This is a genomic window from Pseudokineococcus marinus (assembly GCF_013004605.1).
GTDB lineage: Bacteria > Actinomycetota > Actinomycetes > Actinomycetales > Quadrisphaeraceae > Pseudokineococcus > Pseudokineococcus marinus.
Genome location: NZ_JABEMA010000015.1, coordinates 1 through 25,970, shown reverse-complemented (window position 1 = coordinate 25,970; position 25,970 = coordinate 1). Strand labels below are relative to the sequence as shown.

16 protein-coding genes and 2 pseudogenes are annotated in these 25,970 nt (G+C 73.6%); 12 read left to right on the top strand and 6 right to left on the bottom strand.

What is annotated here, in order from left to right; all coding sequences use genetic code 11:
* The first annotated feature begins 229 nt into the window (after positions 1-229).
* The 8 genes from ychF (at position 230) to HLB09_RS02605 (ending at position 10,063) form a co-directional block, all read left to right on the top strand.
* Entirely contained in the window at positions 230-1,315 is a 1,086-nt protein-coding gene (gene ychF / locus HLB09_RS02640) for a redox-regulated ATPase YchF (RefSeq protein WP_171201858.1), read from the top strand.
* A gap of 283 nt (positions 1,316-1,598) precedes the next feature.
* Positions 1,599-3,242 (top strand): peptide ABC transporter substrate-binding protein, encoded by a 1,644-nt coding sequence (locus HLB09_RS02635; RefSeq protein WP_409372973.1) that lies wholly within the window; start codon positions 1,599-1,601, stop codon positions 3,240-3,242.
* Between the two features lie 157 nt (positions 3,243-3,399).
* Positions 3,400-4,323 carry an ABC transporter permease gene (locus HLB09_RS02630; RefSeq protein ID WP_171201856.1) on the top strand — a complete coding sequence of 308 codons (924 nt, stop codon included), beginning with the start codon at positions 3,400-3,402 and terminating at the stop codon, positions 4,321-4,323.
* A gap of 85 nt (positions 4,324-4,408) precedes the next feature.
* On the top strand, positions 4,409-5,332 hold the full coding sequence (locus tag HLB09_RS02625; protein WP_409372972.1) for an ABC transporter permease: 924 nt from the start codon (positions 4,409-4,411) through the stop codon (positions 5,330-5,332).
* Positions 5,329-6,411 carry an ABC transporter ATP-binding protein gene (locus HLB09_RS02620; protein WP_171201854.1) on the top strand — a complete coding sequence of 361 codons (1,083 nt, stop codon included), beginning with the start codon at positions 5,329-5,331 and terminating at the stop codon, positions 6,409-6,411. Before HLB09_RS02625 ends, HLB09_RS02620 begins: the two co-directional genes overlap by 4 nt.
* Positions 6,404-7,486 (top strand): ABC transporter ATP-binding protein, encoded by a 1,083-nt coding sequence (locus HLB09_RS02615; protein ID WP_171201853.1) that lies wholly within the window; start codon positions 6,404-6,406, stop codon positions 7,484-7,486. Before HLB09_RS02620 ends, HLB09_RS02615 begins: the two co-directional genes overlap by 8 nt.
* Positions 7,487-7,737: 251 nt before the next feature.
* Positions 7,738-9,501, top strand: a complete 1,764-nt coding sequence (locus HLB09_RS02610) for a BCCT family transporter (RefSeq protein ID WP_171201852.1) — start codon at positions 7,738-7,740, stop codon at positions 9,499-9,501.
* Between the two features lie 130 nt (positions 9,502-9,631).
* Positions 9,632-10,063, top strand: a complete 432-nt coding sequence (locus HLB09_RS02605) for a (deoxy)nucleoside triphosphate pyrophosphohydrolase (RefSeq protein WP_171201851.1) — start codon at positions 9,632-9,634, stop codon at positions 10,061-10,063.
* Positions 10,064-10,072: 9 nt separating this feature from the next.
* Here HLB09_RS02605 and HLB09_RS19700 read toward each other — a convergent pair whose 3' ends face one another.
* The 6 genes and pseudogenes from HLB09_RS19700 to HLB09_RS02575 form a co-directional block, all read right to left on the bottom strand.
* The gene (locus tag HLB09_RS19700; RefSeq protein WP_322789998.1) at positions 10,073-11,122 is read right to left on the bottom strand and encodes a 3-hydroxyacyl-CoA dehydrogenase family protein; all 1,050 of its coding nucleotides are present in this window, start codon (positions 11,120-11,122) and stop codon (positions 10,073-10,075) included.
* 117 nt (positions 11,123-11,239) lie between these two features.
* Positions 11,240-12,691, bottom strand: a complete 1,452-nt coding sequence (locus tag HLB09_RS02595) for a rhamnulokinase (protein ID WP_212755861.1) — start codon at positions 12,689-12,691, stop codon at positions 11,240-11,242.
* 88 nt (positions 12,692-12,779) lie between these two features.
* On the bottom strand, positions 12,780-14,894 hold the full coding sequence (locus tag HLB09_RS02590) for a bifunctional aldolase/short-chain dehydrogenase (protein ID WP_171201849.1): 2,115 nt from the start codon (positions 14,892-14,894) through the stop codon (positions 12,780-12,782).
* Entirely contained in the window at positions 14,894-16,084 is a 1,191-nt protein-coding gene (gene rhaI, locus HLB09_RS02585) for an L-rhamnose isomerase (protein WP_171201848.1), read from the bottom strand. Before rhaI ends, HLB09_RS02590 begins: the two co-directional genes overlap by 1 nt.
* 149 nt (positions 16,085-16,233) lie before the next feature.
* Positions 16,234-16,557: pseudogene (locus HLB09_RS02580) on the bottom strand (L-rhamnose mutarotase); the annotation flags it as partial.
* A gap of 135 nt (positions 16,558-16,692) precedes the next feature.
* Positions 16,693-22,167, bottom strand: a complete 5,475-nt coding sequence (locus HLB09_RS02575) for a rhamnogalacturonan lyase family protein (RefSeq protein WP_212755855.1) — start codon at positions 22,165-22,167, stop codon at positions 16,693-16,695.
* 292 nt (positions 22,168-22,459) lie between these two features.
* On the opposite strand from HLB09_RS02575, the gene HLB09_RS02570 reads away from it, so the two are divergent.
* From HLB09_RS02570 to HLB09_RS02555, 4 genes and pseudogenes are all read left to right on the top strand, one after another.
* Positions 22,460-23,746: an ABC transporter substrate-binding protein gene (locus tag HLB09_RS02570; RefSeq protein ID WP_171201846.1), complete on the top strand. Its 1,287-nt coding sequence runs from the start codon at positions 22,460-22,462 to the stop codon at positions 23,744-23,746.
* Positions 23,747-23,822: 76 nt separating this feature from the next.
* Positions 23,823-24,773 carry a carbohydrate ABC transporter permease gene (locus HLB09_RS02565; protein WP_171201845.1) on the top strand — a complete coding sequence of 317 codons (951 nt, stop codon included), beginning with the start codon at positions 23,823-23,825 and terminating at the stop codon, positions 24,771-24,773.
* Positions 24,770-25,708, top strand: coding sequence for a carbohydrate ABC transporter permease (locus tag HLB09_RS02560; RefSeq protein WP_171201844.1), 939 nt, complete (start codon positions 24,770-24,772; stop codon positions 25,706-25,708). The genes HLB09_RS02565 and HLB09_RS02560 overlap by 4 nt, the downstream gene beginning before the upstream one ends.
* A pseudogene (locus HLB09_RS02555) lies at positions 25,708-25,970 on the top strand (hypothetical protein); the annotation flags it as partial. The gene HLB09_RS02560 and the pseudogene HLB09_RS02555, both read left to right, overlap by 1 nt.

Sequence of the window (25,970 nt, the reverse complement as noted above, 5' to 3'; positions counted from 1 at the left end):
CGGCCGCCGGGCTCGAGCCGGTGGCGTCCTGGGGCGGGTGGGCCGGGGAGCCCCCGGGCGGCGGGTGGAGCGTGCAGGTGCACCGCCGCTCCTCGTGACGTCCCGCTCCTCGTGACGACCCGTCCCGCGCGGTGGGAGGGCCACGGCCGTCCGCCCCCGGCGGCTCCGCGGTGCCGGCCCGCCCCGGCGGCTGGGGCCGGCCCGCCGCGCCCCGTAGGCTCCCGTTCCCGTGGCTCTCACCCTCGGCATCGTCGGACTGCCCAACGTCGGCAAGTCGACCCTCTTCAACGCCCTGACGCGCAACGACGCCCTGGCGGCGAACTACCCGTTCGCGACGATCGAGCCGAACGTCGGCGTCGTCCCCCTGCCCGACCCGCGGCTCGACGTCCTGGCCCGGATCTCCGGCAGCGAGAAGGTGCTGCCCGCCACCGTGTCCTTCGTCGACATCGCGGGCATCGTCAAGGGCGCCTCGGAGGGGGAGGGGCTCGGCAACAAGTTCCTCGCGAACATCCGCGAGGCGGACGCGATCTGCCAGGTCGTCCGCGTCTTCGCCGACCCCGACGTCGTCCACGTCGACGGCCGCGTGGACCCGGCGTCCGACATCGAGACCATCGCCACCGAGCTCGTCCTCGCCGACCTCCAGACCCTCGAGCGCGCGGTCCCGCGCCTGGAGAAGGAGGTCAAGGGCAAGAAGGCCGACCCGGCCGTCCTCGCGGCCGCGCAGGCCGCCGTCGCCGTCCTCGAGCGCGGCACGGCCCTCAGCCACGCCGCCCCGGGCGACGACGTCGACCTCGACCTGCTGCGCGACCTCACGCTGCTGACGACCAAGCCCTTCGTCTACGTCTTCAACACCGACGAGGCGGGTCTGGCCGACACGGCCCGACGCGCCGAGCTGGAGGCCCTCGTGGCGCCGGCCGGGTGCGTGTTCCTCGACGCGGCCGTCGAGTCCGAGCTCGTCGAGCTCGACCCGGAGGACGCGGCCGAGCTCCTCGCCTCCACCGGGCAGGAGGAGTCCGGCCTCGACCAGCTGGCGCGCGTCGGCTTCGAGGTCCTCGGCCTGCAGACCTACCTGACGACCGGGCCCAAGGAGTCGCGCGCCTGGACCATCCGGCGCGGCTGGACGGCGCCGCAGGCGGCGGGCGTCATCCACACCGACTTCCAGCGCGGCTTCATCAAGGCCGAGGTCGTCTCCTACGACGACCTCGTCGACGCCGGCTCCCACGCCGAGGCCAAGGCGCGGGGCCGGGTGCGCATCGAGGGCAAGGACTACGTCATGGCCGACGGCGACGTCGTGGAGTTCCGCTTCAACGTCTGAGCCCGCACCGGCACCGTCCTCCGACGGCTCGTGGTCGCAACGGCGGCCGCCGTGGTGACGCCCAGGCGTCGCGCAGCCGACGCCCAGGCGGCCGGGAGGAAGCGCCCGCGCGGTCACGGACAGGTCTCTTTCTGGTCACAGCACCCACGAGACGCCGGTGGTGGCCGCTCGCGGGCCCGGCGGGTGCTTATCGTCTGCGCCAGCCGGGGTGCTGAGCGCGCCCCTGCCACCACACCCCACGAGGAGGAACCACATGCGCGTCCCCACGCGGACCACGCGCGCCATGGCCATCGCGATGGCCGGCGTCTTCGCCCTCAGCGCCTGCGGCGGCTCGGACGACGGCGGCTCGGGCGACGGCGCCACCGGCGGCGGCGCCGGGAACCCGGACGCCACCTGGAGCATGTACATCGGCCAGCCGGAGAACCCGCTGGTCCCGGGCAACACGTCCGAGACCGAGGGCGGCCAGGTCGTCGACTCCCTCTGGACGGGCCTGGTCCAGTACTCGCGCGAGGACACCTCGGTCGAGTACACCGGCGTCGCCGAGTCGATCGAGTCCGACGACCAGCAGAACTGGACGATCACCCTCAAGGACGGGTGGACGTTCCACGACGGCACCCCGGTCACGGCGAGCAGCTTCGTGGACGCGTGGAACTACACCGCGCTGAGCGACAACGCGCAGCAGAACTCGTACTTCTTCTCGAACATCGAGGGCTACGACGCCCTGCAGGCGGAGACGGACGACGAGGGCAACGTCGTCGCCCCGCCGACCGCCACCGAGATGAGCGGGCTCGAGGTCGTCGACGACCAGACCTTCACGGTCGCCCTGACGAGCCCCTTCACGCAGTACCCGCTGACGCTCGGCTACACGGCCTTCTACCCGATGTCGCAGGCCTTCCTCGACGACCCCGAGGCGATGGCGACCGACACCCCCATCGGCAACGGGCCCTTCATGGCGGAGGCGCCGCTGTCGGACGGCCAGGGCATCGACCTGGTCCGCTTCGACGACTACGCGGGCGAGGACGCCGCGCAGTCCGGTGGCGTGAGCTACCGCATCTACACGGACGTCAACACCGCCTACAACGACGTCCAGGGCGGCAACCTCGACCTCGTCGACTCCATCCCGCCGGACGCCATCGCCTCGGCGCAGGACGTCTTCGGCGACCGGTACCTCGAGTCGCCCTCGTCGAGCTTCCAGTACCTCGGCTACCCGCTGTACGACCCCCGCTTCCAGGACGTGCGCGTCCGCCAGGCGATGTCCATGGCCATCGACCGGCAGGCGATCAGCGACGCGATCTTCCAGGGCAGCCGCACCCCGGCCGACGACTTCGTGTCGCCGGTCGTCAACGGCTACCGCGAGGGCGCCTGCGAGTACTGCCAGTACGACCCGGAGGCGGCCAAGGCCCTGCTGGCCGAGACCGACTTCGACACCTCGCAGCCGATCGAGCTGTGGTTCAACAACGGCGCCGGCCACGACGCCTGGGTCCAGGCGGTGGGCAACCAGCTCCGCGACAACCTGGGCGTCGACTACACCCTGCGCGGCGACCTGGACTTCTCCCAGTACCTCCCGCTGGGCGACGACCAGGGCTTCACCGGCCCGTTCCGCTCCGGCTGGGTCATGGACTACCCGTCCATGCAGAACTACCTGGAGTCGCTGTTCTCCACGGGCGCGCAGCCGCCCGCGGGCTCGAACAACACCTTCTACAGCAACCCCGACTTCGACGCGCTGCTGCAGGAGGCCAACTCGGCCCCCACGGACGACGAGGCCGTCGAGCTGTACCAGCAGGCGGACGACGTCCTCCTCGAGGACATGCCCGCCATCCCGATGTTCTTCTCCGTCGTCCAGAGCGTCTGGTCGGAGAACATCAGCGACGTCTACGTGGACCCCTTCACCCGGGTCGACGCGGCGGCCGTCACGGTCAACAGCTGACCCGAGGTAGCCTCGACCGCTCCTCACGCCGGGGGTGCGGGTCCTGCGGGACCCGCACCCCCGGTGCGTGAGGGCCCGGCGACGCTGCCCTCGGGCGCCGCCGCCGGCCAGCTCCAGCGCCGACCACGTCGCCGGCGCCCGACCCGAGGAGGGACCCGTGGGCCGCTACGTCGCGCGCCGACTGCTCCTGACGATCCCCGTGCTCATCGGGGCCTCGTTCCTGATCTTCGCCATGGTGTACGCCCTCCCGGGCGACCCGATCCGCGCGCTGGCCGGTGACCGCCCCCTGCCCGCCGCGGTCCAGGCCGCGCTCCGCGCCGAGTACAACCTCGACGACCCGCTCCTCGTGCAGTACGGCAAGTACGTCCTCGGCCTCGTCCAGGGCGACTTCGGCACCGACTTCAGCGGTCGCCCCGTCCTGCAGACCATCAGCGAGCGGCTGCCCGTCACGGCCACCCTCACGGGCGTCGCCATCGTCTTCGAGATCATCATCGGCATCGCCGCCGGCGTGCTCGCGGGCCTGCGCCGCGGGTCCTTCTTCGACAACCTCGTCCTCGTGACGACGACGCTCCTCGTCTCCATCCCCGTCCTCGTCCTGGGCTTCGTCAGCCAGTACGTCTTCGGGGTGCGGCTCGGGGTCGTCCCCGTCGCGGGCATCTCGGAGGGCCTCTACAGCTACCTGCTGCCGGGCCTCATCCTCGCGGCCATCTCGCTGGCCTACGTGGCGCGGCTGACCCGCACGAGCCTCGCCGACAGCCTGCGGGCGGACTACGTGCGCACGGCCCGCGCCAAGGGGCTGGACCGTCGGACGGTCGTCGTCCGGCACACGCTGCGCAACAGCCTCATCCCCGTGGTCACCTTCATCGGCGCCGACATCGGCAGCCTCCTCGGCGGTGCCATCATCACGGAGTCGGTCTTCAACATCCCCGGTCTCGGCCGGGCCGTGTTCGAGTCGGTCCAGCGCCAGGAGGGCGCCGTGGTCGTCGGCGTCATCACCCTGCTGGTGTTCTTCTTCATCTTCTTCAACCTGGTCGTCGACGTCCTCTACGCCGTCCTCGACCCGAGGATCCGCTATGAGTGAGCCGAGCACGAGCCAGCGGCGCCGCCCCGACGAGGGCGGCGAGCCCCACGACCGCGAGGAGGACCGGGGGGTCGGCACGACGGCCCTGGCGTCCCCGGACGTGGACGGCGTCGACGAGAGGCAGGCCTCCCTCTGGGGGGACGCCTGGGCCGAGCTGCGCCGCAAGCCGTTCTTCTGGATCGGCGGCGTCCTGGCCGTCTTCTTCCTCGTCATGGCGCTCTTCCCCGCGCTGTTCGCCCGCGGCGCCGACCCGCGCGCCTGCAGCCTGGCGAACTCCTCGCAGCCGCCGTCGGGCGCCCACTGGTTCGGCTTCGACCAGCTGGGCTGCGACTACCAGGCCCAGGTCGTCTACGGAGCCCGCAACAGCCTCCAGATCGGCTTCACGGGCGTCATCGGCCTGCTCGTCGTCGGCGTCGTCGTGGGCGCCCTCGCCGGCTACTTCGGCGGCTGGGTCGACTCCCTGCTGGCGCGCATCACGGACGTCTTCTACGCGCTCCCGCTCATCCTCGGCGCCCTCATCCTGCTGCGGGTCGGCCCGGAGGCGAGGATCTTCGGCCAGCCGGTGCCGATCATCTCCGAGCGGGGCCCGGGCGCCATCGCCCTCGCGCTCGTCTTCTTCGGGTGGATGACGGCGATGCGGCTCGTCCGCTCCCAGGTCATCGCGATCAAGAGCTCGGACTACGTGGCGGCCGCGCGCGCGCTCGGCGCCGGGCCGATGCGCATCCTCGTCCGGCACATCCTCCCCAACGCCGTCGCGCCGGTCATCGTCTACGCGACCATCACGGTGGGGGCGCTCATCGCCGCGGAGGCCGCGCTGACGTACCTGGGCGTCGGCCTGCAGCGCCCCAACTTCTCCTGGGGCCTGCAGATCAGCGACGGCCAGAACCTGCTGCGCACCGCCCCCCACCTCGTCCTGATCCCGAGCGCCGTGCTGTCCCTCACGGTCATGGCGTTCGTCATGATGGGCGACGCCCTGCGCGACGCCCTCGACCCGAGGCAGCGCTCATGACCAGCCCCGTCCACGGCTCCGCCGGCTCGCACGCCGCGGGCACCCGCACCGACGACGCGACGGCGACGTCGTCGCCGCGCACGGGCGCGCCCGTGCTCGAGGTCGAGGACCTCCGCGTCGAGTTCCGGTCCCGTGGGCCGGTGGTCAACGCGGTCAACGGCGTGAGCTACGCGATCGCCCCGGGCGAGACCATGGCCATCCTCGGCGAGTCCGGCTGCGGGAAGTCCGTGTCGGCGCAGGCCATCATGGGGATCCTCGACGTCCCGCCGGCGCACATCACCGGGGCGATCCGCTTCGAGGGGCGCGACATGCTCCAGATGGGCGCCGAGGACCAGCGCAAGATCCGCGGCCCGGGCGTCTCCATGATCTTCCAGGACGCGCTCTCGGCCCTGAACCCCGTCTACAGCGTCGGGGACCAGATCGGCGAGATGTTCCGCGCCCACCGGGGCACCTCCAAGAAGGAGGCGAAGGACAGGGCCGTCGAGCTGATGGACCGGGTGCGCATCCCCGCGGCCCGCCAGCGCGTCGACGACTACCCGCACCAGTTCTCCGGCGGCATGCGCCAGCGCGTGATGATCGCCATGGCGCTGGCCCTCGACCCCAAGGTGCTCATCGCCGACGAGCCGACGACGGCGCTCGACGTCACGGTGCAGGCCCAGGTCATGGACCTGCTCAAGGACCTGCAGCGCGACACCGGGATGGGGCTCATCCTCATCACCCACGACCTCGGCGTCGTCAACGAGGTCGCCGACCGGGTGGCCGTCATGTACGCGGGCAAGGTCGTGGAGACGGGCACGATCGACGACGTCTTCACACGGCCGGCGCACCCCTACACGCGGGGCCTCATGTCGTCGATCCCCGTGCTCGACGGCAAGGGGCAGCGCCTCAACCCCATCGTGGGCGCCCCGCCCAGCCTGGCCCGCATACCCCCGGGCTGCTCCTTCCACCCGCGGTGCCCCATGGCGCGCCGCGGCGACGGCGGCCGGCCCGACTGCACGAGCGACGTCCCGCCGCTGCGCGAGGTCGCCGCGGGCCGCCGGGCGGCGTGCCACTACAGCGAGGAGCTCCTCCATGGCTGAGACCCGGACGCGTCCCGAGCGCCGGACGAGCGAGGCGCGCCGGCGCTGGGAGGGGAGCGGCGAGCCCCTCCTGCAGATCCGCGGCCTGGCGAAGCACTTCCCGCTGCAGCAGGGGATCGTCTTCAAGAAGACGGTCGGCCACGTGCGGGCGGTCGACGGCGTCGACCTCACCGTCGACCGCGCCGAGACCGTCGGGCTCGTGGGGGAGTCCGGCTGCGGCAAGAGCACCGTCTCGAAGCTCCTCGTGGCGCTCGAGCGGCCGACGGCCGGGGAGATCCTCTACAAGGGCGAGGACGTGTCCCAGATGCGCGGCAGCGCGCTGAAGGACTACCGCCGCGAGGTCCAGATGATCTTCCAGGACCCGTACTCGTCGCTGAACCCCCGGATGACGGCGGGCGACATCGTCGCCGAGGGCTGGGCGGTGCACCCCGACGTCGCGCCGCGCAAGGGCCGCGACAAGCGGATCCGCGACCTGCTCGACCGGGTCGGCCTCAACGCGGACTACGCCAACCGCTACCCGCACCAGTTCTCGGGCGGCCAGCGCCAGCGCATCGGCATCGCGCGCGCGCTGGCCATGAGCCCCGAGCTCATCGTCTGCGACGAGCCGGTCTCCGCCCTCGACGTGTCGGTGCAGGCGCAGGTGATGAACCTGCTCGAGGACCTGCAGACGGACCTGGGGCTGTCCTACCTCTTCATCGCGCACGACCTGTCGGTGGTCCGGCACATCTCGCACCGGGTGAGCGTCATGTACCTCGGGCGCATCGTGGAGACGGGCACGGACGCGGACGTCTACGGCCACCCGTCGCACCCGTACACCCAGGCGCTGCTGTCGTCGGTCCCCGTGCACGAGCCGGCGCTGCGCGGCAAGGGCGACCGCATCCTCCTCAGCGGCGACGTGCCCAGCCCCGCGAACCCGCCGTCGGGCTGCCGCTTCCGCACCCGCTGCTGGAAGGCGCAGGACGTGTGCGCGGAGGAGGACCCCCAGCTCCGCGACCGCGGGCAGGGCCACCCCTCGGCCTGCCACTTCGCCGAGGACCACCAGGTGGTGCCGACGACGGACGACCTGCCGGGCTGACCCCGGCGCGAGCACGACGACGGCCGGTCCCGGTGACGGGGCCGGCCGTCGTCGCGTCCGGGCACCGCTCGCGGAGGTGGACCGGTGACGAGGTGGTCACGGTCCGGCGTCGTTCTGCCCGGGAGGCCCTCCCGGGTTGGCCAGAGCGTCACCTGCGGTGTTATCCAGTACGACGGACATGCGCCGTGCACCGCCGCCCGGCGCTCGCAGACCGAGCGGCGGAGCACCAGCCGCGGAGGAGGAGCACGCGCATGAGCACGACCGAGAGAGCCGCAGCGGCCGGGGGGCCGCCGCCGAACCCGCCCACCCCGGAGGACGCGGGGGCGAACCGCTTCGGCATCGCGCCGTGGGTCTTCTGGCCGTCGCTGGCCGTCGTCGGCGCCTTCGTCCTCTTCACGCTCATCTTCACCGACGCCGCGACCGCCGCTTTCGACGCGGTGCAGAGCACCATCGTCGGTGGCATCGGCTGGTACTACGTCCTCCTCATCGCCGCGTTCGTGGCGTTCTCCCTCTGGGTCGGCATCGGCCGGTACGGCTCGATCAAGCTGGGCAAGGACGACGACGAGCCGGAGTTCAAGCTCCCCGTCTGGTTCGCCATGCTCTTCGCGACGGGCATGGGGATCGGCCTCGTCTTCTGGGGCGTCGCCGAGCCGCTGAACCACTTCGCCAGCCCGCGCCCGAGCGTCTCCGGGACGCCGCCGGAGCTGGCCCAGCAGGCGCTCACCCAGTCCTACATCCACTGGGGCGTGCACGCCTGGGCGATCTACGTCGTCGCCGGGCTCGGCATCGGCTACGCGGTGCACCGCAAGGGCCGGCCGGTCTCGATCCGCTGGGCGCTCGAGCCGCTGCTCGGTGACCGCGTCAAGGGCGGCCTGGGCCACGCCATCGACGTCATCGCGGTCGTCGGCACCATCTTCGGCGTCGCGACCTCGCTGGGCCTCGGCGTGTCCCAGATCGGCGCCGGCTTCGAGTTCCTCGGCGTCTTCGAGGCGAACAACTTCTGGCTGGTCGTCCTCGTCGTGATCATCACGGGCATCGCCACGGTGTCCGTCGTCAGCGGCCTCGACAAGGGCATCAAGATCCTGTCGAACAGCAACATGGTGCTCGCCGCCGTCGTGCTCGTCGCCGTGCTGCTCGCCGGCCCGACCCTCTTCCTCCTGCGCGAGTTCGTGCAGTCCATCGGCGCGTACCTGCAGGACGTGCTGCAGCTGACCTTCAACGTCTCCGCCTACCAGGGCGAGGAGGGGCAGGCCTGGCAGGCGGCGTGGACGACCTACTACTGGGGCTGGTGGATGTCCTGGGCGCCCTTCGTCGGCGTCTTCATCGCCCGCATCTCCAAGGGCCGCACCGTCCGCGAGTTCGTCGCCGGCGTGCTGCTCGTCCCGACGATCGTGACCTTCCTCTGGTTCGCCGTCCTCGGCGGGACCGCCCTGTACGCCCAGGTCTTCGGGGACGGCGGCTACGTGGGGGCCGACGGCTCCGTCGACACGAACACGACGCTGTTCACGCTCCTGTCGAGCATCCCCGGCGGCGTCATCTGGGTCGTCGCCGGCATCCTGCTCATCACGATCTTCTTCGTCACGTCGTCCGACTCCGGGTCCCTGGTCGTCGACATGCTCGCCAGCGGCGGCGACCCGAACCCGCCGACGTGGAGCCGGGTCCTCTTCGCCACGCTCGAGGGCCTCGTGGCCATCGCGCTGCTCCTCGCAGGGGCGGGCACGCTGCTCGCGCTGCAGACGGCGGCGATCGTGACGGCACTGCCCTTCAGCTTCGTGCTCATCGGGATCATGCTGTCGCTGGCGCGGGCCTTCAAGGGCGAGATCGAGCTGCGGCGCCGGCTCATGCGCCAGGTGGAGCGTCGCGAGCTGGCCCAGGAGGCGACCGAGCAGGTCTTCGGCCAGCTCGAGGAGTACCCGCTCGACGCCCACACGGCGAACGGCAACGGCGCGACGAACGGACGCCGCGAGGGCGGCGTCAAGGTGCTGCGCCGTCGTCGTCGCGAGGCGACGAAGTAGGCGGCGCCACGCCCGCACCGGACCCCCGCGACGCCTCCGTCGCGGGGGTCCGGTGCGTCCGGGCGCGCTCGGTGCCGTCCGGAGGACGAGGCCCTCGTGAGGAGGACGCCGTCATGAGGAGGACGCCGTCGTGAGCGGCCCCCGGCTCGTCGTCGCCGCGGCGCTCGTCGACGACCTCGCGCGCCCCCGCGGCGTCCTGGCCGCCCGCCGCAGCGCCCCGGCGTCGCTCGCCGGGGGGTGGGAGCTGCCCGGGGGCAAGGTCGAGCCGGGGGAGGAGCCGGCCGCGGCGCTGCACCGCGAGCTGGCGGAGGAGCTCGGCGTCCGGGTCGAGCTGGGGCCCCGCCTCGTCTCCGACGAGCCCGACGGCGACTGGCCGCTGTCCTCCGCGCTGCGCATGCGCGTGTGGCTCGCGCGCGTGGTCGCGGGCGAGCCGGCGCCCCTCCAGGACCACGACGACCTCCGGGTGCTGCCCGGGGCGGCGTGGCGGGACGTCGCCTGGCTGCCCGGCGACGTCCCGCCGGTGGAGGCCCTGGCCCGCGAGGCGGGGTGGGGGACCGGGTGAGAGGTGGTGTCAGCCGGTCTGGCCGGAGGCGTCCGGCACGTCCCCGTCCGGGCGGGGCGTCTCGCCCTCGCGCTGGGGCAGCTGCGCCATGCCGGCCTGCTGGATCGGCGAGGGGCCGAGCTCGTCGAGGAGCTGCTGCATGCGGTGGTAGGCGCGGTCGCGGTAGGCGATGAGCTCGTCGAGCTGCTCGGGCCCGAGGTCGTAGAAGCCGCCCCCGTTCTTCGTGCCGTGCCGCCCGGCGTCGACGACGTCGGTGAGCAGCTTCGGCGCGGACAGGCGGTCGCCGAAGCCCTCCTGCAGCGTGCCGAAGCCGCGCACGTAGGTGTCGAGCCCCGCCATGTCGGCGATGGCGAAGGGCCCGAAGAAGGGCAGGCGGAAGCCGAACGTCGTGCTGACGACCGTGTCGACGTCCTGCGGCGTGGCCACGCCCTCCTCGACGACGGCCATCGCCTCCTTGAGCAGGACGAACTGCAGGCGGTTGAGGACGAAGCCGGGGACGTCGGCGACCTGGGCGCTGCGGCGGCCCATGCGCGCGAGCAGCTCCTCCACGGCCTGGACGACGGCCGGGTCCGTGTGCTCGCCGCTGACCAGCTCGACGCCCGGGATGAAGGGCGCCGGGTTGGAGAAGTGCACGGTGAGGAAGCGGCTCTTGTCGCCGATCGCCGCGGACAGCACCTTGACCGGGATGGTCGAGGTGTTCGTGCCGATGATCGCGTCGGCCCGAGCGGCCGCGTCGACCTGCCGCAGGACGTCGAGCTTGAGGTCGGGGATCTCCGGCACGGCCTCCTCGACCCAGTCGACGTCCGCCACCGCGTCCTCGAGGGACTCGCGCGGGTGGAGGTTCGCCTCGACGGCGTCGGCCGCGCCGGCGGGGTAGAGCCCGTTCTGCTCGAAGACGCGCGCCTCGCGCAGCAGCCGCGCGTGGTTGGTGCGGGTGGTCTCGGCGTCGGCGTCCGCGAGCTGCACGGGCACGCCGGCGATCGCGAGCGACTGCGCGATGCCGCCGCCCATGTACCCGGTGCCCACGACGGCGGCGCTCTCGATGCGGCGGACTGCCACGGTGCTTCTCCTCGCGTCGGCGGCCCGGCGACGTCGCCGCGCCTCGTCCCCCCAGTCTGTCGCCCACCGGTCCGGAGCGGGCGCGGGCGTCGCGCCCGACCGGTCGGCCGGTGCCGGTCAGCGGGGGCGCGGCTCGTAGCGCTCGAGCCGGTGCGTGCGGCGCACGAGCGCGCGCAGGTCCTCGAGCGCTCCCGCGACGGCGCCGGTCGCCCGCGCCTGCACGAGGACGTTGCCGAGCGCGGTCGCCTCGACGGGCCCGGCGAGGACGGGGCGGCCGCACGCGTCCGCGGTGAGGCGGCACAGCAGCGCGTTGCGGGCCCCGCCCCCGACGACGTGGACGACGTCGACGTCGCGGCCGGAGAGGCGGACGGCGTCCTCCACCACCCGCGCGAAGGCCTGCGCGAGGCTGTCGAGGACGCACCGGACGACCGCGGCCCGCTCGACGGGCACCGGCTGCCCGGCGGCCTCGCACGCCCGCTGCACCCGCCCGACCATCGGGCCCGGCGGCAGGAACGCCGCGTCGTCGACGTCGACCACGGGGCCCCCGGCGGGCAGCTCGCCGGCGGCGGCGAGGAGGCGGCCCAGGTCGACCTCCCCGCCCGTGCCCCCGCCGGTGCCCCCGCCCGTGCCCCCGCCGGTGCCACGGACGTCCCCCTCGAGGCGCCACTCCTCGAGGCAGCCCTGCAGGACCCACAGGCCCATGACGTTGTGGAGGTAGCGGACCCGCCCGTCGACCCCGCGCTCGTTCGTGAAGCCCGCGGCCAGGCTCTCGGGCGAGAGCACCGGCTCCTCGAGCTCGACGCCGACGAGGGCCCAGGTGCCGCAGGCGACGTAGGCGAACCGCTCGTGCTCGGCCGGCACGGCCACGACGGCGGAGGCCGTGTCGTGGCTGCCGACCGCGACGAGCTCGGTGGCGCCGAGCCGCGCGGGCTCCGCGACGGAGGGGAGCAGCGGGCCGAGCGCCGTCCCCGCGTCCACCACCTCCGGCAGCAGGGCGGGGGGGACGCCCGTCAGGCGCACGAGGTCGGGCGCCCAGCGCCCGGTGCGCACGTCCGCGAGGCCCGTCGTCGACGCGTTGGTCGACTCCGCGACGCGGCGCCCGGACAGCCAGAAGCCCAGCAGGTCGGGCAGGAGGAGCAGCTGGTCGGCGCGCTCGAGCAGGGGCCCCGCGGCCTCGACGACGAGCTGGTAGATCGTCGTGAAGGGCAGGTGCTGCAGCCCGTTGCGCGCGTACAGCTCCTCGGCCGGCAGCCGCCGGTGCACCTGCTCGGCGACGCCGTCGGTGCGGGCGTCGCGGTAGGAGCGGGGGTTGGCGATCAGGCCGCCGTCCGCGTCGAGCAGCGCGTAGTCGACGGCCCACGTGTCGACGCCGACGCTGCGCACGCCGTCGGTGCCGGCGGCCCGGCCGGCTCGCGCCAGGCCCGCCAGCGCGTCCTGCCACAGGCCGAGGACGTCCCAGTGCAGGCGCGGCTCGCGGCCGTCCGCACCGGCGGCGACCTCGACGGCCCCGTTGCGGAAGCGCGCGACCTCCTCGAGGTCCAGCAGGTCCGGCCCGACGCTCCCGAGCATCACGCGACCGCTGGAGGCCCCGAGGTCGACGGCGGCGTGCCGGCTCACCGGAGGCCTCCCGCGCGGACCCGGCGCGTCGCGGGGGCCGTCATCGCAGGAAGGCCGCGGCGACGCCCGAGTCGACGGGCACGTGCAGGCCGGTGGTCCGCGACAGCTCGCCGCCGGTGAGGACGAAGACGGCGTCCGCCACGTGCTCGGGCAGCACCTCGCGCTTGAGCAGCGTGCGCTGCGCGTAGAAGGCGCCGAGGTCCTCCTCCGGGATGCCGTAGGTCTTCGCGCGCTGCGCGCCCCAGCCGCCGGCGAAGATGCCCGAGCCGCGCACGACGCCGTCGGGGTTCACGCCGTTGACCTTGACCCCGTGCTCGCCGAGCTCGGCGGCGAGCAGGCGCACCTGGTGGGCCTGGTCGGCCTTCACCGCCGAGTAGGCGATGTTGTTCGGCCCGGCGAAGACGCTGTTCTTGCTGGAGATGTAGACGACGTCGCCGCCCATGCCCTGGGGGACGAGCACCCGCGCCGCCGCCTGCGACACGAGGAAGCTGCCCTTGGCCATGACGTCGTGCTGGAGGTCCCAGTCCTTCTCGGTCGTCTCGAGCAGCGGCTTGGAGATCGACAGGCCGGCGTTGTTGACGACGAGGTCGAGCCCGCCGAAGGCGAGGACGGCGTCGCGCACGGCGGCGGCCACGGCGTCCGGGTCCGAGACGTCCGCCGCGACGCCGACGGCCACGTCCGCCCCCTTCGCCCCCGCGATGCCGGCGGCGGCCTCCTGGGCCTTCGCCAGGTCCAGGTCGGCGACGACGACGCAGGCGCCCTCGGCCGCGAGGCGCGTGGCGACGGCCTTGCCGATGCCGGAGGCCGCGCCCGTCACCAGGGCGATCCGGGTGGCGAGCGGCTTCGGCCGCGGGCGGCGGGCGAGCTTGGCCTCCTCGAGCGCCCAGTACTCGATGCGGAACTTCTCCGCCTCGTCGATGGGCGCGTAGGTGCTCACGGCCTCGGCGCCGCGCATGACGCCGATGGCGTTGCGGTAGAACTCGCCGGCCACGCGAGCGGTCTGCTTGTCGGCGCCGTAGGTGAACATCCCGACGCCGGGCACGAGGACGACGGCCGGGTCGGCGCCGCGCATGGCGGGGCTCGCGTCGTCGGCGTGCCGCTCGTAGTAGGCCGTGTAGTCGGCGCGGTAGGCCTCGTGCAGGGCGGGCAGGCGCTCGAGGACGTCCTCGAGCGGGGCGGTGGCGGGCAGGTCGACGACCATCGGGCGGACCTTCGTCCGCAGGAAGTGGTCGGGGCAGGAGGTGCCGAGCGCGGCCAGCCGGGAGTGCTCGGAGCGCGCGAGGAACTCCAGGACGGCGGGGGAGTCGTCGTAGTGGCCGACCTGCGGGGCGTCGGTGGACGCGAGCCCGCGCAGCACGGGCGCCAGGGCGGCGGCGCGCTCGCGGCGCTCGGCCTCCGGGAGGGCGCCGTAGCCGTCGAGCTCCTCGCCGAAGGGGTGGGCGCCGGACGCCGCCTCGCGCTCGGCGAGGAAGCGCTCGGCCGTGCGGACGATCTCCAGCGAGCGCTCCTGGCACTCCCCGCTCGTCGCCCCCCAGGCCGTGATGCCGTGACCGCCGAGCACGCAGCCGATCGCACGGGGGTTCGCCCGCGCCACCTCGGCGATGTCGAGCCCGAGCTGGAAGCCGGGGCGGCGCCACGGCACCCACGCCACGCGGTCGCCGAAGACCTCGCGGACGAGCGCCTCGCCGTCGGCGGCGGTGGCCAGGGCGATGCCGGAGTCGGGGTGCAGGTGGTCGACGTGCGCGGCCTCGACGAGGCCGTGCATGGCCGTGTCGATGGACGGCGCCGCGCCGCCGCGCCCGTGCAGGCAGTAGTCGAAGGCGGCGACCATCTCGTCCTCGCGCTCGACGCCCGGGTAGACGTCCGTCAGCGCGCGCAGGCGGTCCAGGCGCAGGACGGCGAGGCCCTCGGGCGTCAGGGTGCCGAGGTCGCCGCCGGAGCCCTTGACCCACAGCAGCTCGACCTCGCCGCCGGTGGCGGGGTCGACGTCGACGCCCTTGGCCGAGGTGTTGCCCCCGGCGTAGTTCGTGGTCGTCGGGTCGGCGCCGAGGGCGTTGGACCGGGCGATGAGGTCGTCGACGGGGGTGCTCACGCGGGTCTCCTGCGAGGTGGGCGTCGGGGCGGGGCCGGGCGAGGGGGTGGAGGAGCCGGCCATCAGGCGCCCCACCCGGCCTGCGTGCCGCCGACGCGCTCGGAACGGACCCGGTCGAGGTAGCCCGACGCCATGAACGCGCGGTACGGGTCGGCCGGCAGGCCGCGGCTCTCGCGGACCTCCGCGAGCAGGGGGCGCACGTCGGTGCTGTAGGCGTCCATGAGCAGGCCGTTGGCCGCGAGCACGTCACCGGACCGCTGCGCCTCCCCGAGCGCCTCGCGGTCGACGAGAAGCGCCTTCGCCGTCGCCTCCTGGACGTTCATCACCGAGCGGATCTGGCCCGGGACCTTCTCCTCGACGTTGTGGCACTGGTCGAGCATGAAGTTGACGCCCGAGTCGGGGCGCAGGGCGTCGCCCCGCACGATCTCGTTCATGATCCGGAACAGCTGGAAGGGGTCGGCCGCGCCGGCCATGAGGTCGTCGTCGCCGTAGAAGCGCGAGTTGAAGTCGAAGGCGCCGAGCCGGCCCGCGCGCAGCAGCTGCGCGACGATGAACTCGATGTTGGTGCCCGGCGCGTGGTGGCCGGTGTCGAGGACGACCATCGCCTGCTCGCCCAGCGCCAGGCAGTGCAGCAGCGAGGTGCCCCAGTCGGGGATGTCCATCGTGTAGAAGTACGGCTCGAAGAACTTGTACTCGAGGACGATGCGCATGTCCGGGTCCAGCCCGGCGTAGATCTCGGCCAGCGACTCGGCGAGGCGGTCCTGCCGGTCGCGGATGTCGTCCTGACCCGGGTAGTTCGTGCCGTCGGGCAGCCAGATCTTCAGGTCCTTCGAGCCCGTCGCCCGCATGACGTCGAGGCACCGCAGGTGGTGCTGCACGGCCTTGCGCCGGACGGCCGGGTCGGCGTTGGTCAGCGACCCGAGCTTGTAGTCGTCGTCCTGGAAGACGTTGGAGTTGATCGTCCCGATCGCCACGCCCTCGTCGGCGGCGTGCGCGACCAGCTTCTCCATCCCGCCGTCGGCGTCGTCCACGAGGTCCCACGGGATGTGCAGGGAGACGCGCGGGGCCGCGCCGGTGTGCCGGTGCACCTGGGCGGCGTCGCTGATCTTCTCGAAGGGGTCGCGGGGGACGCCCGCGGTCGGGAAGACCTTGAAGCGGGTGCCCGCGTTGCCGAAGGCCCAGCTCGGCAGCTCGATCGTCTGCTGCGCGAGGGCGTCGACGGCGTCCTGCCGCCGCTGCTCGGGGGTGGTCATCGGGGGCCTCCGGTCGGGTCGGTCGGGCTCGTGCCCGTCGTGCTGGCGTCGGTCGTGCTGGCGTCGGTCGTGCCGGTGTCGGTGGTGGGGGCGTCGGTCGCGCAGGGGTCGCTGGTGGGGGCGTCGCTCGTGGGTCCGGGACCGGCGCGCTGCGCGTCGAGGTCGAAGACGCACGTCAGGCGCACGGAGCCGGTGTCCGGGCGGCCGCCCGGCAGGTCCGCGAAGAAGGGCGCCATGTCGGCCTGCCAGCGGGCGTTGACCTCGGTGGCGTCCATGGCCGCCTGGGCGGCGTCGAGGTCGTCGGCCTCGACGGTGCCGACGAGGAGCCCGTCCTCGCGCAGGAAGAGCCGGTAGTCCCGCCATCCCGACGCCGCGAGGGCCTCGAGCATCTCCGGCCAGACCGCGGCGTGCCGGCGGGTGTACTCCTCGAGGCGGTCGGGGCGCACCTGGAGGGTGAAGCAGTAGTGGGGCACCGTCGCTCCTCGGCTCGTGAAACGTTCCAGACCCTAGGGGTCGGGCGTCGCGGCGGTCAACGCCGTGACGCCCGACCGCGCCGAGCGCCCCGGCCCCCGCGGCGGGGGACCGGACCGCTCGGCGCGAGCCCGTCGTCAGCCGACGGTGACGACGACCGTCGTCGTGGCGGTGAGCCCCGAGACGCGACCGGTGGCCACGACCTCCTGCTCGCCCGTGCCGGTCCGGGGGTGCACCTTCCCGGCTGCGCTCCCGGCACCGTCCTCGCCGGTGCGCACCCGCGCGAACCGCCGGCCGTCGACGACGACGTCCACGGCCTCGCGCGGGGCGAAGCCGCTGACGGCGACGTCGGCGCGCCCGCCGGCGCTGAGGTCGCCCGTGACGAGCAGCTGCGGCCCGGCCTCGACGAGCTCGCCCGGCCCCGGGTCCTCGCCCGTCAGGGCCAGGCGGGGGGCCGGCGGCGCCTCCATGCCCGCCCCGAGGAAGTACGAGGGGTGCGGCGGCTGGTTGTAGCCGGTGTTCTGCCAGGCCACCGCCAGGCGGTACTGGGAGTCCGACTGCAGCGTGCGCAGCCGGTGCTCGGTCGGGTCCGTCGTGGTGTGGACCCGCAGGGCGGAGGAGTCCTCGAGCCGGGTGACGACCTCCTCGCGCCAGTCGCCGAAGAGGTCGGCCTGCAGCGCGGGCGTGCCCTTCGTGCCGTTGTTCGTCAGCGTCCCCTCGGCGCGGTAGACCTCGACCTCCTCCTGCGCCTCCCAGTCCCACCGGCTGATGGTGGGGACGCCGGCGCCGCGCTCGGCGTCGTAGTCGTGGTCCGTGACCTCCCGCAGGAGGTCGCCGTCCCACCAGGTGACGAAGTTCGCCGCCGGGATCTGCTCGGACAGCAGCTCGCCGTCCGCCGACCTCATCTGGCCGACGGGGGAGTCCCACGCGGCGTCGCCGCCGACGGCCCAGCCCTCGGCCCCCGTGGTGCGGGGGTCGACGTCGGCCATCGCCGCGCGGCCGGTGTCCCGCGTCGCCGGGACGCCCCAGAGCACCTCGCCGGTGGCCGCGTCGCGGAAGGTGGCGCCGCGCCCGCCCGAGGCGGGGACGTCCTCGTGCGCCGCGAAGACCTCGAGGCCCGGCCGGTCGGGCGCGAAGTCGCCCACGTGCAGCGCGTCGCCGTGCCCGAGGCGGGTGTTGTAGAGGGGTTCGCCGTCGTCGTCGATCGTCATCGAGCCGAAGACCAGCTCGTCCTTCTGGTCACCGTCGACGTCGGCCACGGACATCTGGTGGTTGCCCTGGCCGCGGTACTGGGAGCCGGCCTCGTCGCTGTCGAAGACCCACCGCAGGGAGAGGTCGGTGCCGTCGAAGTCGTAGGCCGCGACGACCGAGCGCGTGTAGTAGCCGCGGCTGAAGACCATGCTCGGGCGCTCGCCGTCGAGGTAGGCCGTCGCGGCGAGGAAGCGGTCCACCCGGTTGCCGTACCCGTCGCCCCAGTCGCCGACGTCGCCGCGCGGGGGCTCGTAGTCGACGGTGTCGACCGCGGCGCCGGTCTCGCCGTCGAAGACGGTGAGGAGCTCCGGGCCGGAGAGGACGTAGCCCCCCGAGTTCCGGAAGTTGGCGGTCGGGTCGCCGATGACGGCGCCCTGCCCGTCGACCGTGGCGTCGGCCGTCCTCATCGCCACCTCGGCGCGCCCGTCGCCGTCGTAGTCGAAGACCTGGAACTGCGTGTAGTGCGCCCCGGCCCGGACGTTCCGGCCGAGGTCGACGCGCCACAGGCGCGTGCCGTCCATCTCGTAGGCGTCCACGTAGACGGGACCGGTGTAGCCGGACTGGGAGTTGTCCTTCGAGTTCGACGGGTCCCACTTGAGGACCACCTCGTGCTCGCCGTCGCCGTCGAGGTCGCCGACCGAGGCGTCGTTGGCCCGGTAGGTGTAGGGCTGGCCGGCCTCGTCGACCCCGTCGGCGGGCTTGTCGAGCGGGATGTCGAGCGTCTGGTCGTCCCAGACCTCGAACTCCTCCGTCGCCCAGCGCTCCTCGCCGTCGAGGACGGTGCTCACCCGGTAGGTGGAGCCCGCGCCGCCGGCGGGGTCGACGAGGGAGGTGCTGCTCGTGAGCGCCCCGGCCGTCACGCGCTCCCCGTCGCGGTAGACGTGGAAGGCGACCTCGTCCGGGTCCTGGCCGAGCATCCGCCAGCCGACGTGGACGCCGCCGTCGACGGCGACCGCCACGGGGGAGCGGTCGAGGCGCTCGGCCTGGCGCTCGAGCAGGGTGGGCGCCTCGGTGACGAGGACCTCCGAGCGCGCCGAGGCGCCCCCGGCGTTCACGGCGGCGACGGCGTAGCGGTAGGGGACGGTCGTCAGCACGTCGTCGTCGGCGTACCGCGGCTCGTCGGTCCGGCCGACGAGCACGAGCTCGTCCTCGGAGCCGGGAGCGCCCTCGGCGCCCTCCGCCCGGTAGACGAGGTAGTACAGCGCCTCCGCCGAGCCCTCCCACGTGAGCGTGAGCTCGCGCTCCGAGAGGTCGGTCGCGGCGAGGCCCGTGGGCACCGACGCGGTGGCCACGTCGTCGTCGACCGTCGTCACGAGCGCGTCCTCGCTGGGCACGGACTCGGTCCCCGCCGCGTCGAGGGCGACGACGCGGTAGGCGTACTCCAGGCCCACGTCGGCGGTGGTGTCGACGAAGGAGGTGCCGTCGACCTCGCCGAGCGCCTCGGCCGCGGCCGCGCCGGGAGCCTGGCGGTAGACGCGGTACCCGGCGGCGTCGGGCGCCGCCGTCCAGGACAGCGGGACGCTCACGCCGGTGCCCTCCACCGCGACGTCGCCGGCCGCCAGGGCGGTCGGGGCCAGCAGGAGGGCCGTCACCTCGACGCCGTTGAGACGGGACGAGGAGCCCGTCATGACGAGGCTCAGCTGGCCGTCGACGACGTCGACCGGCTGGCTGGTCTTCTTCGACACCGACCCGCGGCCGGCGTTCGAGGAGCCGTAGGCCCGGCCCTCGAGCTGGACCTCGGAGCGGCTCGTGCCGATCCAGTCGCCGTTGTAGGTCGTCACGGCGTACGTGCCGCGCGGCACGTCGACCGCCAGCTCGTCCTCCGGCGAGGGCAGGAGGAAGTCGCGCTCGACGTCGTCCGGCGGGTCGTCGAAGCCCGTGCCCCGGTCCCGCCCGGCGATGGCCGGCTCCAGGGAGAGCCACCCGTAGCCCCGCTCGGGCGTGTGGAGCGTCGTCTCGTCGACGGCTTCGAAGCCCTCGGCGACCGGGCTGCCCGAGAGCTGGACGTCCAGGCGCACCAGGGCGGACCTCGTCGTGACCCGGACGGGGGCGGACGGCGCCGACTCCCCGCGGCCGTTGACCGCCACGACCCGCAGGTCGTAGGAGGCGCCCTCGGCGAGGCCGGCGACGCTCGCCCGGCCCACCGTGGACGTCGTCGCGAGCGCGTACGCGGAGTCGTCGGCGTCCGCGTCCTTGCGCTGGACGAGGTAGACGTCCGCGCCCTCGACGGGCTCCCACGTCAGCACGGCGCTGCTGCTGGAGACGCCGCTCGCGACCGGGGCCGCCGGGGCGGCGGGCACCTCGGCCGGCGGCTCGGCCTCGACGACCTCGTCGGCGAGGGGGACGTCGAGCTCGGCGAGGTCCGCGGCCACGAGGCGGGCCATCTGGATCGCGCCGTAGTCCTGGAAGTGCGTGTCGTCCTGCGTCCCGCCGGGGCGGTTCGGGTAGGCGCCCTCGGGGACCCACAGGAAGACCGACTTCGCCCGCTCGGGCCCGATCTCCGTGAGGTAGGCGCGGCTGGACGCCGAGAGGTCGACGAGCGGGGTGCCCGTCTCCTCGGCCAGCCGCCGGGCCGCCTCCACGTAGGCGGGGAAGGAGACGGCCGCCGTCCCGTCCGCGGCGTAGCTGCGGCGCGACACCGGGGTCACCAGCACCGGCACCGCGCCGCGCTGGCGCGCCCCCTCGACGAAGGTCCGCAGGTGCTCCGTGTAGTCCGCCGGGGCCGCGAACCGGTCGTCGACGCCGTAGGAGTTGTCGTTGTGGCCGAACTGGACGAGGAGGTGGTCGCCCGGGCGGACGTCGAGGAGCACCTCGTCGAGCCGGCCCTGGCTGATGAAGTTCTTCGAGCTGCGCCCGCCGATGGCCTTGTTGACGACGTCGACGTCGTCGGTGAGGTACCGGTCGAGCATCTGGCCCCATCCGGCCTGCGGGGCGTAGTCGTCGGTGTAGGTCTGGACGGTCGAGTCGCCCGTGATCCACGCGGTGGGGTGCCCCGCCGCCTCCCGGGGGGCCTGCGGCGTGATCGTCAGGCCGGCCAGGCGGGGAGCCGACCCGCCCAGGTCGAGGTTCATCTGCCCGTCCACGAGGGCGATGTCGAAGGACATCTCGAGCAGCTCGCCGGAGGGCAGGGCGGTCGTGAGGACCTTCGCCATCTCCTCGACCTCGAGCGAGACCTCGCTCGGGCCGCCGGTGTCCCCGGCCACGACGTCGACGGTGTAGTCGCCGGGCGGCAGGTCGACGACGAGCTCGGTCGCCCCCAGGTCGAGGGAGTCCCCGCGCAGCGCGTCGTCGCCGCCCCGGTCGGTGCTCGTGACCTCGCGCGGGTCGACGACGCCGTAGCGCCGCGCGGCCGTGTACGGGGTGGACGCGTTGACGCGCACCGCGCCGTCGGCGAGCGCGCCGCCGCCGAGGTCGAGCACGAGCGGCCCGTCGAGGGCCGGTGCGGGCGTGGTGAGCGAGGACACCGCCACCGCCGAGGCGGCGGAGGCGCCGCCGTCGGCGTCGAGGGCGCGGACCCGGTAGTGGTGCACCGCAGCGGTGTCGACGCCCTCGTCGGTCGCGAAGACGTCGCGACCCTCGACGCGGGCGGCCTCCGTCCACGGACCCTCGACCGCGTCGGCGCGCTCGAGGACGTAGCCGGCGGAGCCGGGCACCTCGTCCCAGCGCATCATCACGGCGCCGTCGGCGACCCGCGCCGTGCGCAGGTCCTCCGGCGCGGGGAGCAGGGACGTCGCCGGGTCGTCGGGGTCGGCCTCGACGGCCGTGACCTGGAGCCCGTTGACGTAGCCGCCGGCGCCCGCGCCGGTGACGTCCACCGTCAGCTGACCGTCCTCGACGACGGTGCGCCACGTCTGCTCGGAGACGGCCTGGCGGCTCGAGACGCTGCCGACGGGGACGCCCTCGAGGGAGATCGACGTCCGGGTGGTGCTCGTGCCCGCGAGGAGGTCCCCGGACAGGACGCGCACGTCGTAGGCGCCGTCGGGGACGTCGAGGGCGAAGCCCCAGGCGGCGCCCAGCACGAAGTCCTGCGCCACCGCGCCCGCGGAGGCCACCCCGCGGTCGCGCGAGACGGGCGCCGCGCCGTCCACCGGCACGATGCCGTAGCCGGCCTCCGTCGAGTAGCGGTTCGACTCCGAGACGCCGGTCCACCCCTCGGCGACGGGGCTCGTGGCGGTGCCGAGGTCGAAGGACCACGTGGCGGGGTCGTCCGCCGCGACGGCGGCGGGGACCCCGAGGAGGGCGACCGCCGAGGCGGTCGCGACGGCGACGACGGCGCGGCTGCGCCGCCGTCGGACGGAGGAGGAGGCGGCGGTCGGGGCCCCCGTGCGGGGGGCGGTCGCGCCGGGTCGGGACGGATGCACGGCACCACACCTTCGGTCTCGTCGTCGAGAGGAGGTCGCTCGCCGGCGCGTCGGCCGGGGAGGGCGGCCGGGGGGCGCCTGTGCGCGCCCGGCCGTGCCGACTGAAGGGGATAGCGCTTTCCTCTGTCAAGGGGCGAACCGGGGTGGATCGGACGCGCCGCGCCCACCACCGCCGCCGTCCGGGGGGTCGACACGGCTCCTCCCTCGGGGTGTTGACGGACGGGCCGTCGACCGCCTACGGTCGGAAGGCGCTTTCCACCCGAGCAGAGAGGCTCCTGTGATGAAACGATGCATGAGGATCGTCGCGGTCACCGCGACGGCCGCGCTCCTGGCCGCCGGCTGCGGCGGCGGCTCCGGCTCCGGGGACGGCGCCGAGGGCGGTGACGTCTCGCTCGTCATGACCTTCTGGGGCAACGACGACCGCGCCCAGCGCTACGACCAGGCCCTGCGCGCCTACGAGGAGGCCAACCCGGGCGTCACCGTCCAGGAGACCTTCGTCGACTACCCGAGCTACTGGCCCGCCCGGGCCACCGAGGCGGCCGGCCGGAGCCTGCCGGACGTCATGCTCATGGACCTGTCGTACCTGCGGGAGTTCGGCGCCAACGGGCAGCTCCTCGACGTGAGCACGCTCTCCGGCGACGAGGCGATCGACCTGTCGGGGATGTCGGACAGCCTCATCCCGTCCGGCCAGGTCGACGGGGCCCAGGTCGGCGTCCCGGTCGGCACGAACGCCTTCGCGCTCTTCACGGACGCCGCGGCCGTCGAGGCCACGGGCGTCCCGGCGCCCGAGCAGCCCACCTGGGACGAGTACAACGACTACGTCGCCGCGGTCGCGGCCGCCGGCGCCACGGACGCCGAGGGCCAGGCGCTGTTCGGCTCGGGCGACTACACCGGCATCTTCTGGATCTTCATCCACTGGCTCAACCAGCAGGGCGTCGAGCCCTTCACGGAGGACGGCGAGCTGGGCTTCACCCAGGACGACGTCGCCGAGTGGTGGGGCTCCGTGGAGGACCTGCGCGGCGGCGGGGGCTTCATCTCGCCCGAGCGCGTCAACCAGCTCACGCCGCTGTCGATCTTCGACGCCGGGGAGACCACCACGGAGCAGAGCTGGGACAACTTCCTCGCCGGCTACGTGTCCAACAACCCCGACGGCGAGCACTCGCTCCAGCCCATCCCGTCGGACGACCCCGCGGACCCGGGGCTCTTCCTCAAGCCGTCGATGCTCTACAGCATCGGGGCGAACACCGAGCACCCGGCGGAGGCGGCCGCGCTCGTCGACTACCTCGTCAACGACCCCGCGGCGGGCGAGGCGTTCGGCACGTCGCAGGGCCTGCGCGCGTCGAGCTACCAGCGCGACGCGATGGAGCTCGAGGGCGTCGACGCCCAGGTGGCCGAGTACGAGGAGTCCATCGAGCCCCTGCTGCAGGACTCGCCCCCGCCGCCCGTGCGCGGCTTCGGCACGCTCGAGGCCCGCTTCCTCGAGATCAACGAGAACCTCAACTACGGCACCCTCTCCGTCGACGAGGCCGCCGAGCAGTGGTACGGCGAGGCGCAGCAGACCCTCGCCGACAACCAGTAGACCGACCGGGTCGGCCGCCGGGCGCGCGCGAGCGCCCGGCGGCCCGCCACCGACCGACGCTCGAAGGGGAGGGTCGATGACGACGACCACCCGGGCCGCCCAGCGGCCCCTCGCGGAGGCGCCCCGACGGCGGTCCTCCCGGCGGCGCCGCGGCGAGGACCTCGCCGGCTACGCCTTCCTCACGCCGTGGCTCCTGGGCTTCTTCCTGCTCACGGTCGGGCCCATGCTGGCCTCGCTCTACCTGTCCTTCACCCGCTACGACCTCTTCAACGCGCCGAGCTGGGTGGGCCTGGAGAACTACCAGCGGCTCTTCGCCGACCCGCGGTTCATCGACTCGGTGCAGGTGACGACGCTCTTCGCCGTCATCGGCGTCCCGGTCAAGCTGGCGGCGTCGCTGGCCGTCGCGATGCTCCTCAACATGGCGCTGGGCGCCAAGGGCTTCTACCGGTCGGCCTTCTACCTGCCCTCGCTCGTCGGCGCGAGCGTCTCCATCGCCATCGTGTGGCGCGCCATCTTCATCGACGGCGGCATCGTCGACCGGATCGGCCAGGGGGTCGGCCTCGAGGCCGGCGGCTGGGTGGGGGACCCCTCCCGCACGCTGCCGATGTTCATCCTGCTCACCGTGTGGCAGTTCGGCGCCCCCATGGTGATCTTCCTGGCCGGCCTCAAGCAGGTGCCGGCCGAGCTCTACGAGGCGGCGTCGGTGGACGGCGCCGGGCCCGTGCGGCGCTTCCTGTCCATCACGCTGCCCATGCTCTCGCCGGTCATCTTCTTCAACCTGCTCCTGGAGACGATCAACGCCTTCCAGGTCTTCGCCTCGGCCTTCATCATCTCCAACGGCACGGGCGGGCCGGCGAACTCGACGCTCTTCTACACGCTCTACCTCTACATCCGCGGCTTCGGCGACTTCCAGATGGGCTACGCCTCGGCCATGGCCTGGCTGCTCGTGCTCGTCGTCGGCGCCATCACCCTGGTCTTCTTCAAGACGTCGAGGTCCTGGGTCCACTACAGCGGGGAGACGCGATGACCGAGACGCAGATGAGCTCGACGCCGCTCCCCGCTGCCGCGGCGGAGGCGGTGATGCCCTCGGACCACGAGCGGGAGCGTCGTCGTCGCCGCCGCGGCCGCGACCGCCGCCGCGCGGTGGTCTTCCACGCGATCACGCTCGCGCTCGTGGTCGTCATCCTCTACCCGGCCGTCTGGATGGTGGTCTCCTCCTTCCGGCCGAGCACCGAGATCGTCGGCAACGTCAGCATCATCCCCTCGGCCGTGACGCTCGAGAACTACGCGAGCGCCTTCAGCGGCATCGGCGGGGTCAGCTTCTGGACCTTCTTCGCCAACTCGACGATCCTCGCCGTCGGCTCGGTCGTCGGCGTCGCCGCCTCGAGCGCCGTGACGGCGTACGCGCTGGCTCGCATCGACTTCCGCGGCCGCGCGCTGTGGTTCTCGCTGATGATCGCCACCCTGCTGCTGCCGGTGCACGTCATCCTCATCCCGCAGTACATCGTCTTCAACAACCTCGGCCTGGTGAACACCTTCTGGCCGCTGCTGCTGGGCAAGTTCCTCGCCGCCGAGGCGTTCTTCGTCTTCCTCATGGTCCAGTTCATGCGCAACCTGCCGCGCGAGCTCGACGAGGCGGCGCGGATCGACGGCGCCGGGCACGTGCGGATCTTCCGCTCGATCATGCTGCCGCTGATGAAGCCGGCGCTCGTGACGAGCTCGATCTTCGCCTTCATCTGGTCCTGGAACGACTTCCTCGGCCCGCTCCTGTACCTCAAGGACCCGAACCTCTACTCGCTGCCCATCGCGCTGCGGCTGTACGTCGACCAGACGACGGGGACGTCGAACTTCGGCGCCCAGATCGCCATGGCCGTGCTCGCGCTCGTGCCCGTGCTGATCTTCTTCCTCGTCTTCCAGCGCTACATCGTCGCGGGCGTGGCCACGCAGGGCCTCAAGGGCTGATGGCCCTGCAGGAGCGGCGCCGGGAGCGTCGCCGCGAGCGCGGGACGACCCCGGCGGGGCGTCGCTCGACGGCCCCCGACGCCCCCCGCGGCGTCGGGCCCTCGCTGGCCCTGCTCGGCGAGGTCGTCGTCGTCGGCGTCGTGGTCGCCCTGGCCGTGGTGCCGTTGGTGACGGCCCTGCCGGCCCTCGCGGCGGGCGCGCTGCACCTGCGCGCCCACGTCCGCGGCGAGGCCGACGGCCTGCGCGCCCTCGCCGGCCGCCT

Bases quoted from the DNA above. Each gene is read 5' to 3' on its own strand.
- HLB09_RS02635 (WP_409372973.1), top strand. From the start codon at position 1,599: ATGGCCATCGCGATGGCCGGCGTCTTCGCCCTCAGCGCCTGCGGCGGC.
- HLB09_RS02620 (WP_171201854.1), top strand. From the start codon at position 5,329: ATGACCAGCCCCGTCCACGGCTCCGCCGGCTCGCACGCCGCGGGCACC.
- HLB09_RS02615 (WP_171201853.1), top strand. From the start codon at position 6,404: ATGGCTGAGACCCGGACGCGTCCCGAGCGCCGGACGAGCGAGGCGCGC.
- HLB09_RS02610 (WP_171201852.1), top strand. From the start codon at position 7,738: ATGAGCACGACCGAGAGAGCCGCAGCGGCCGGGGGGCCGCCGCCGAAC.
- HLB09_RS02595 (WP_212755861.1), bottom strand. From the start codon at position 12,691: ATGCTCGGGAGCGTCGGGCCGGACCTGCTGGACCTCGAGGAGGTCGCG.
- HLB09_RS02590 (WP_171201849.1), bottom strand. From the start codon at position 14,894: ATGGCCGGCTCCTCCACCCCCTCGCCCGGCCCCGCCCCGACGCCCACC.
- rhaI (WP_171201848.1), bottom strand. From the start codon at position 16,084: ATGACCACCCCCGAGCAGCGGCGGCAGGACGCCGTCGACGCCCTCGCG.
- HLB09_RS02570 (WP_171201846.1), top strand. From the start codon at position 22,460: ATGAGGATCGTCGCGGTCACCGCGACGGCCGCGCTCCTGGCCGCCGGC.
- HLB09_RS02565 (WP_171201845.1), top strand. From the start codon at position 23,823: ATGACGACGACCACCCGGGCCGCCCAGCGGCCCCTCGCGGAGGCGCCC.
- HLB09_RS02560 (WP_171201844.1), top strand. From the start codon at position 24,770: ATGACCGAGACGCAGATGAGCTCGACGCCGCTCCCCGCTGCCGCGGCG.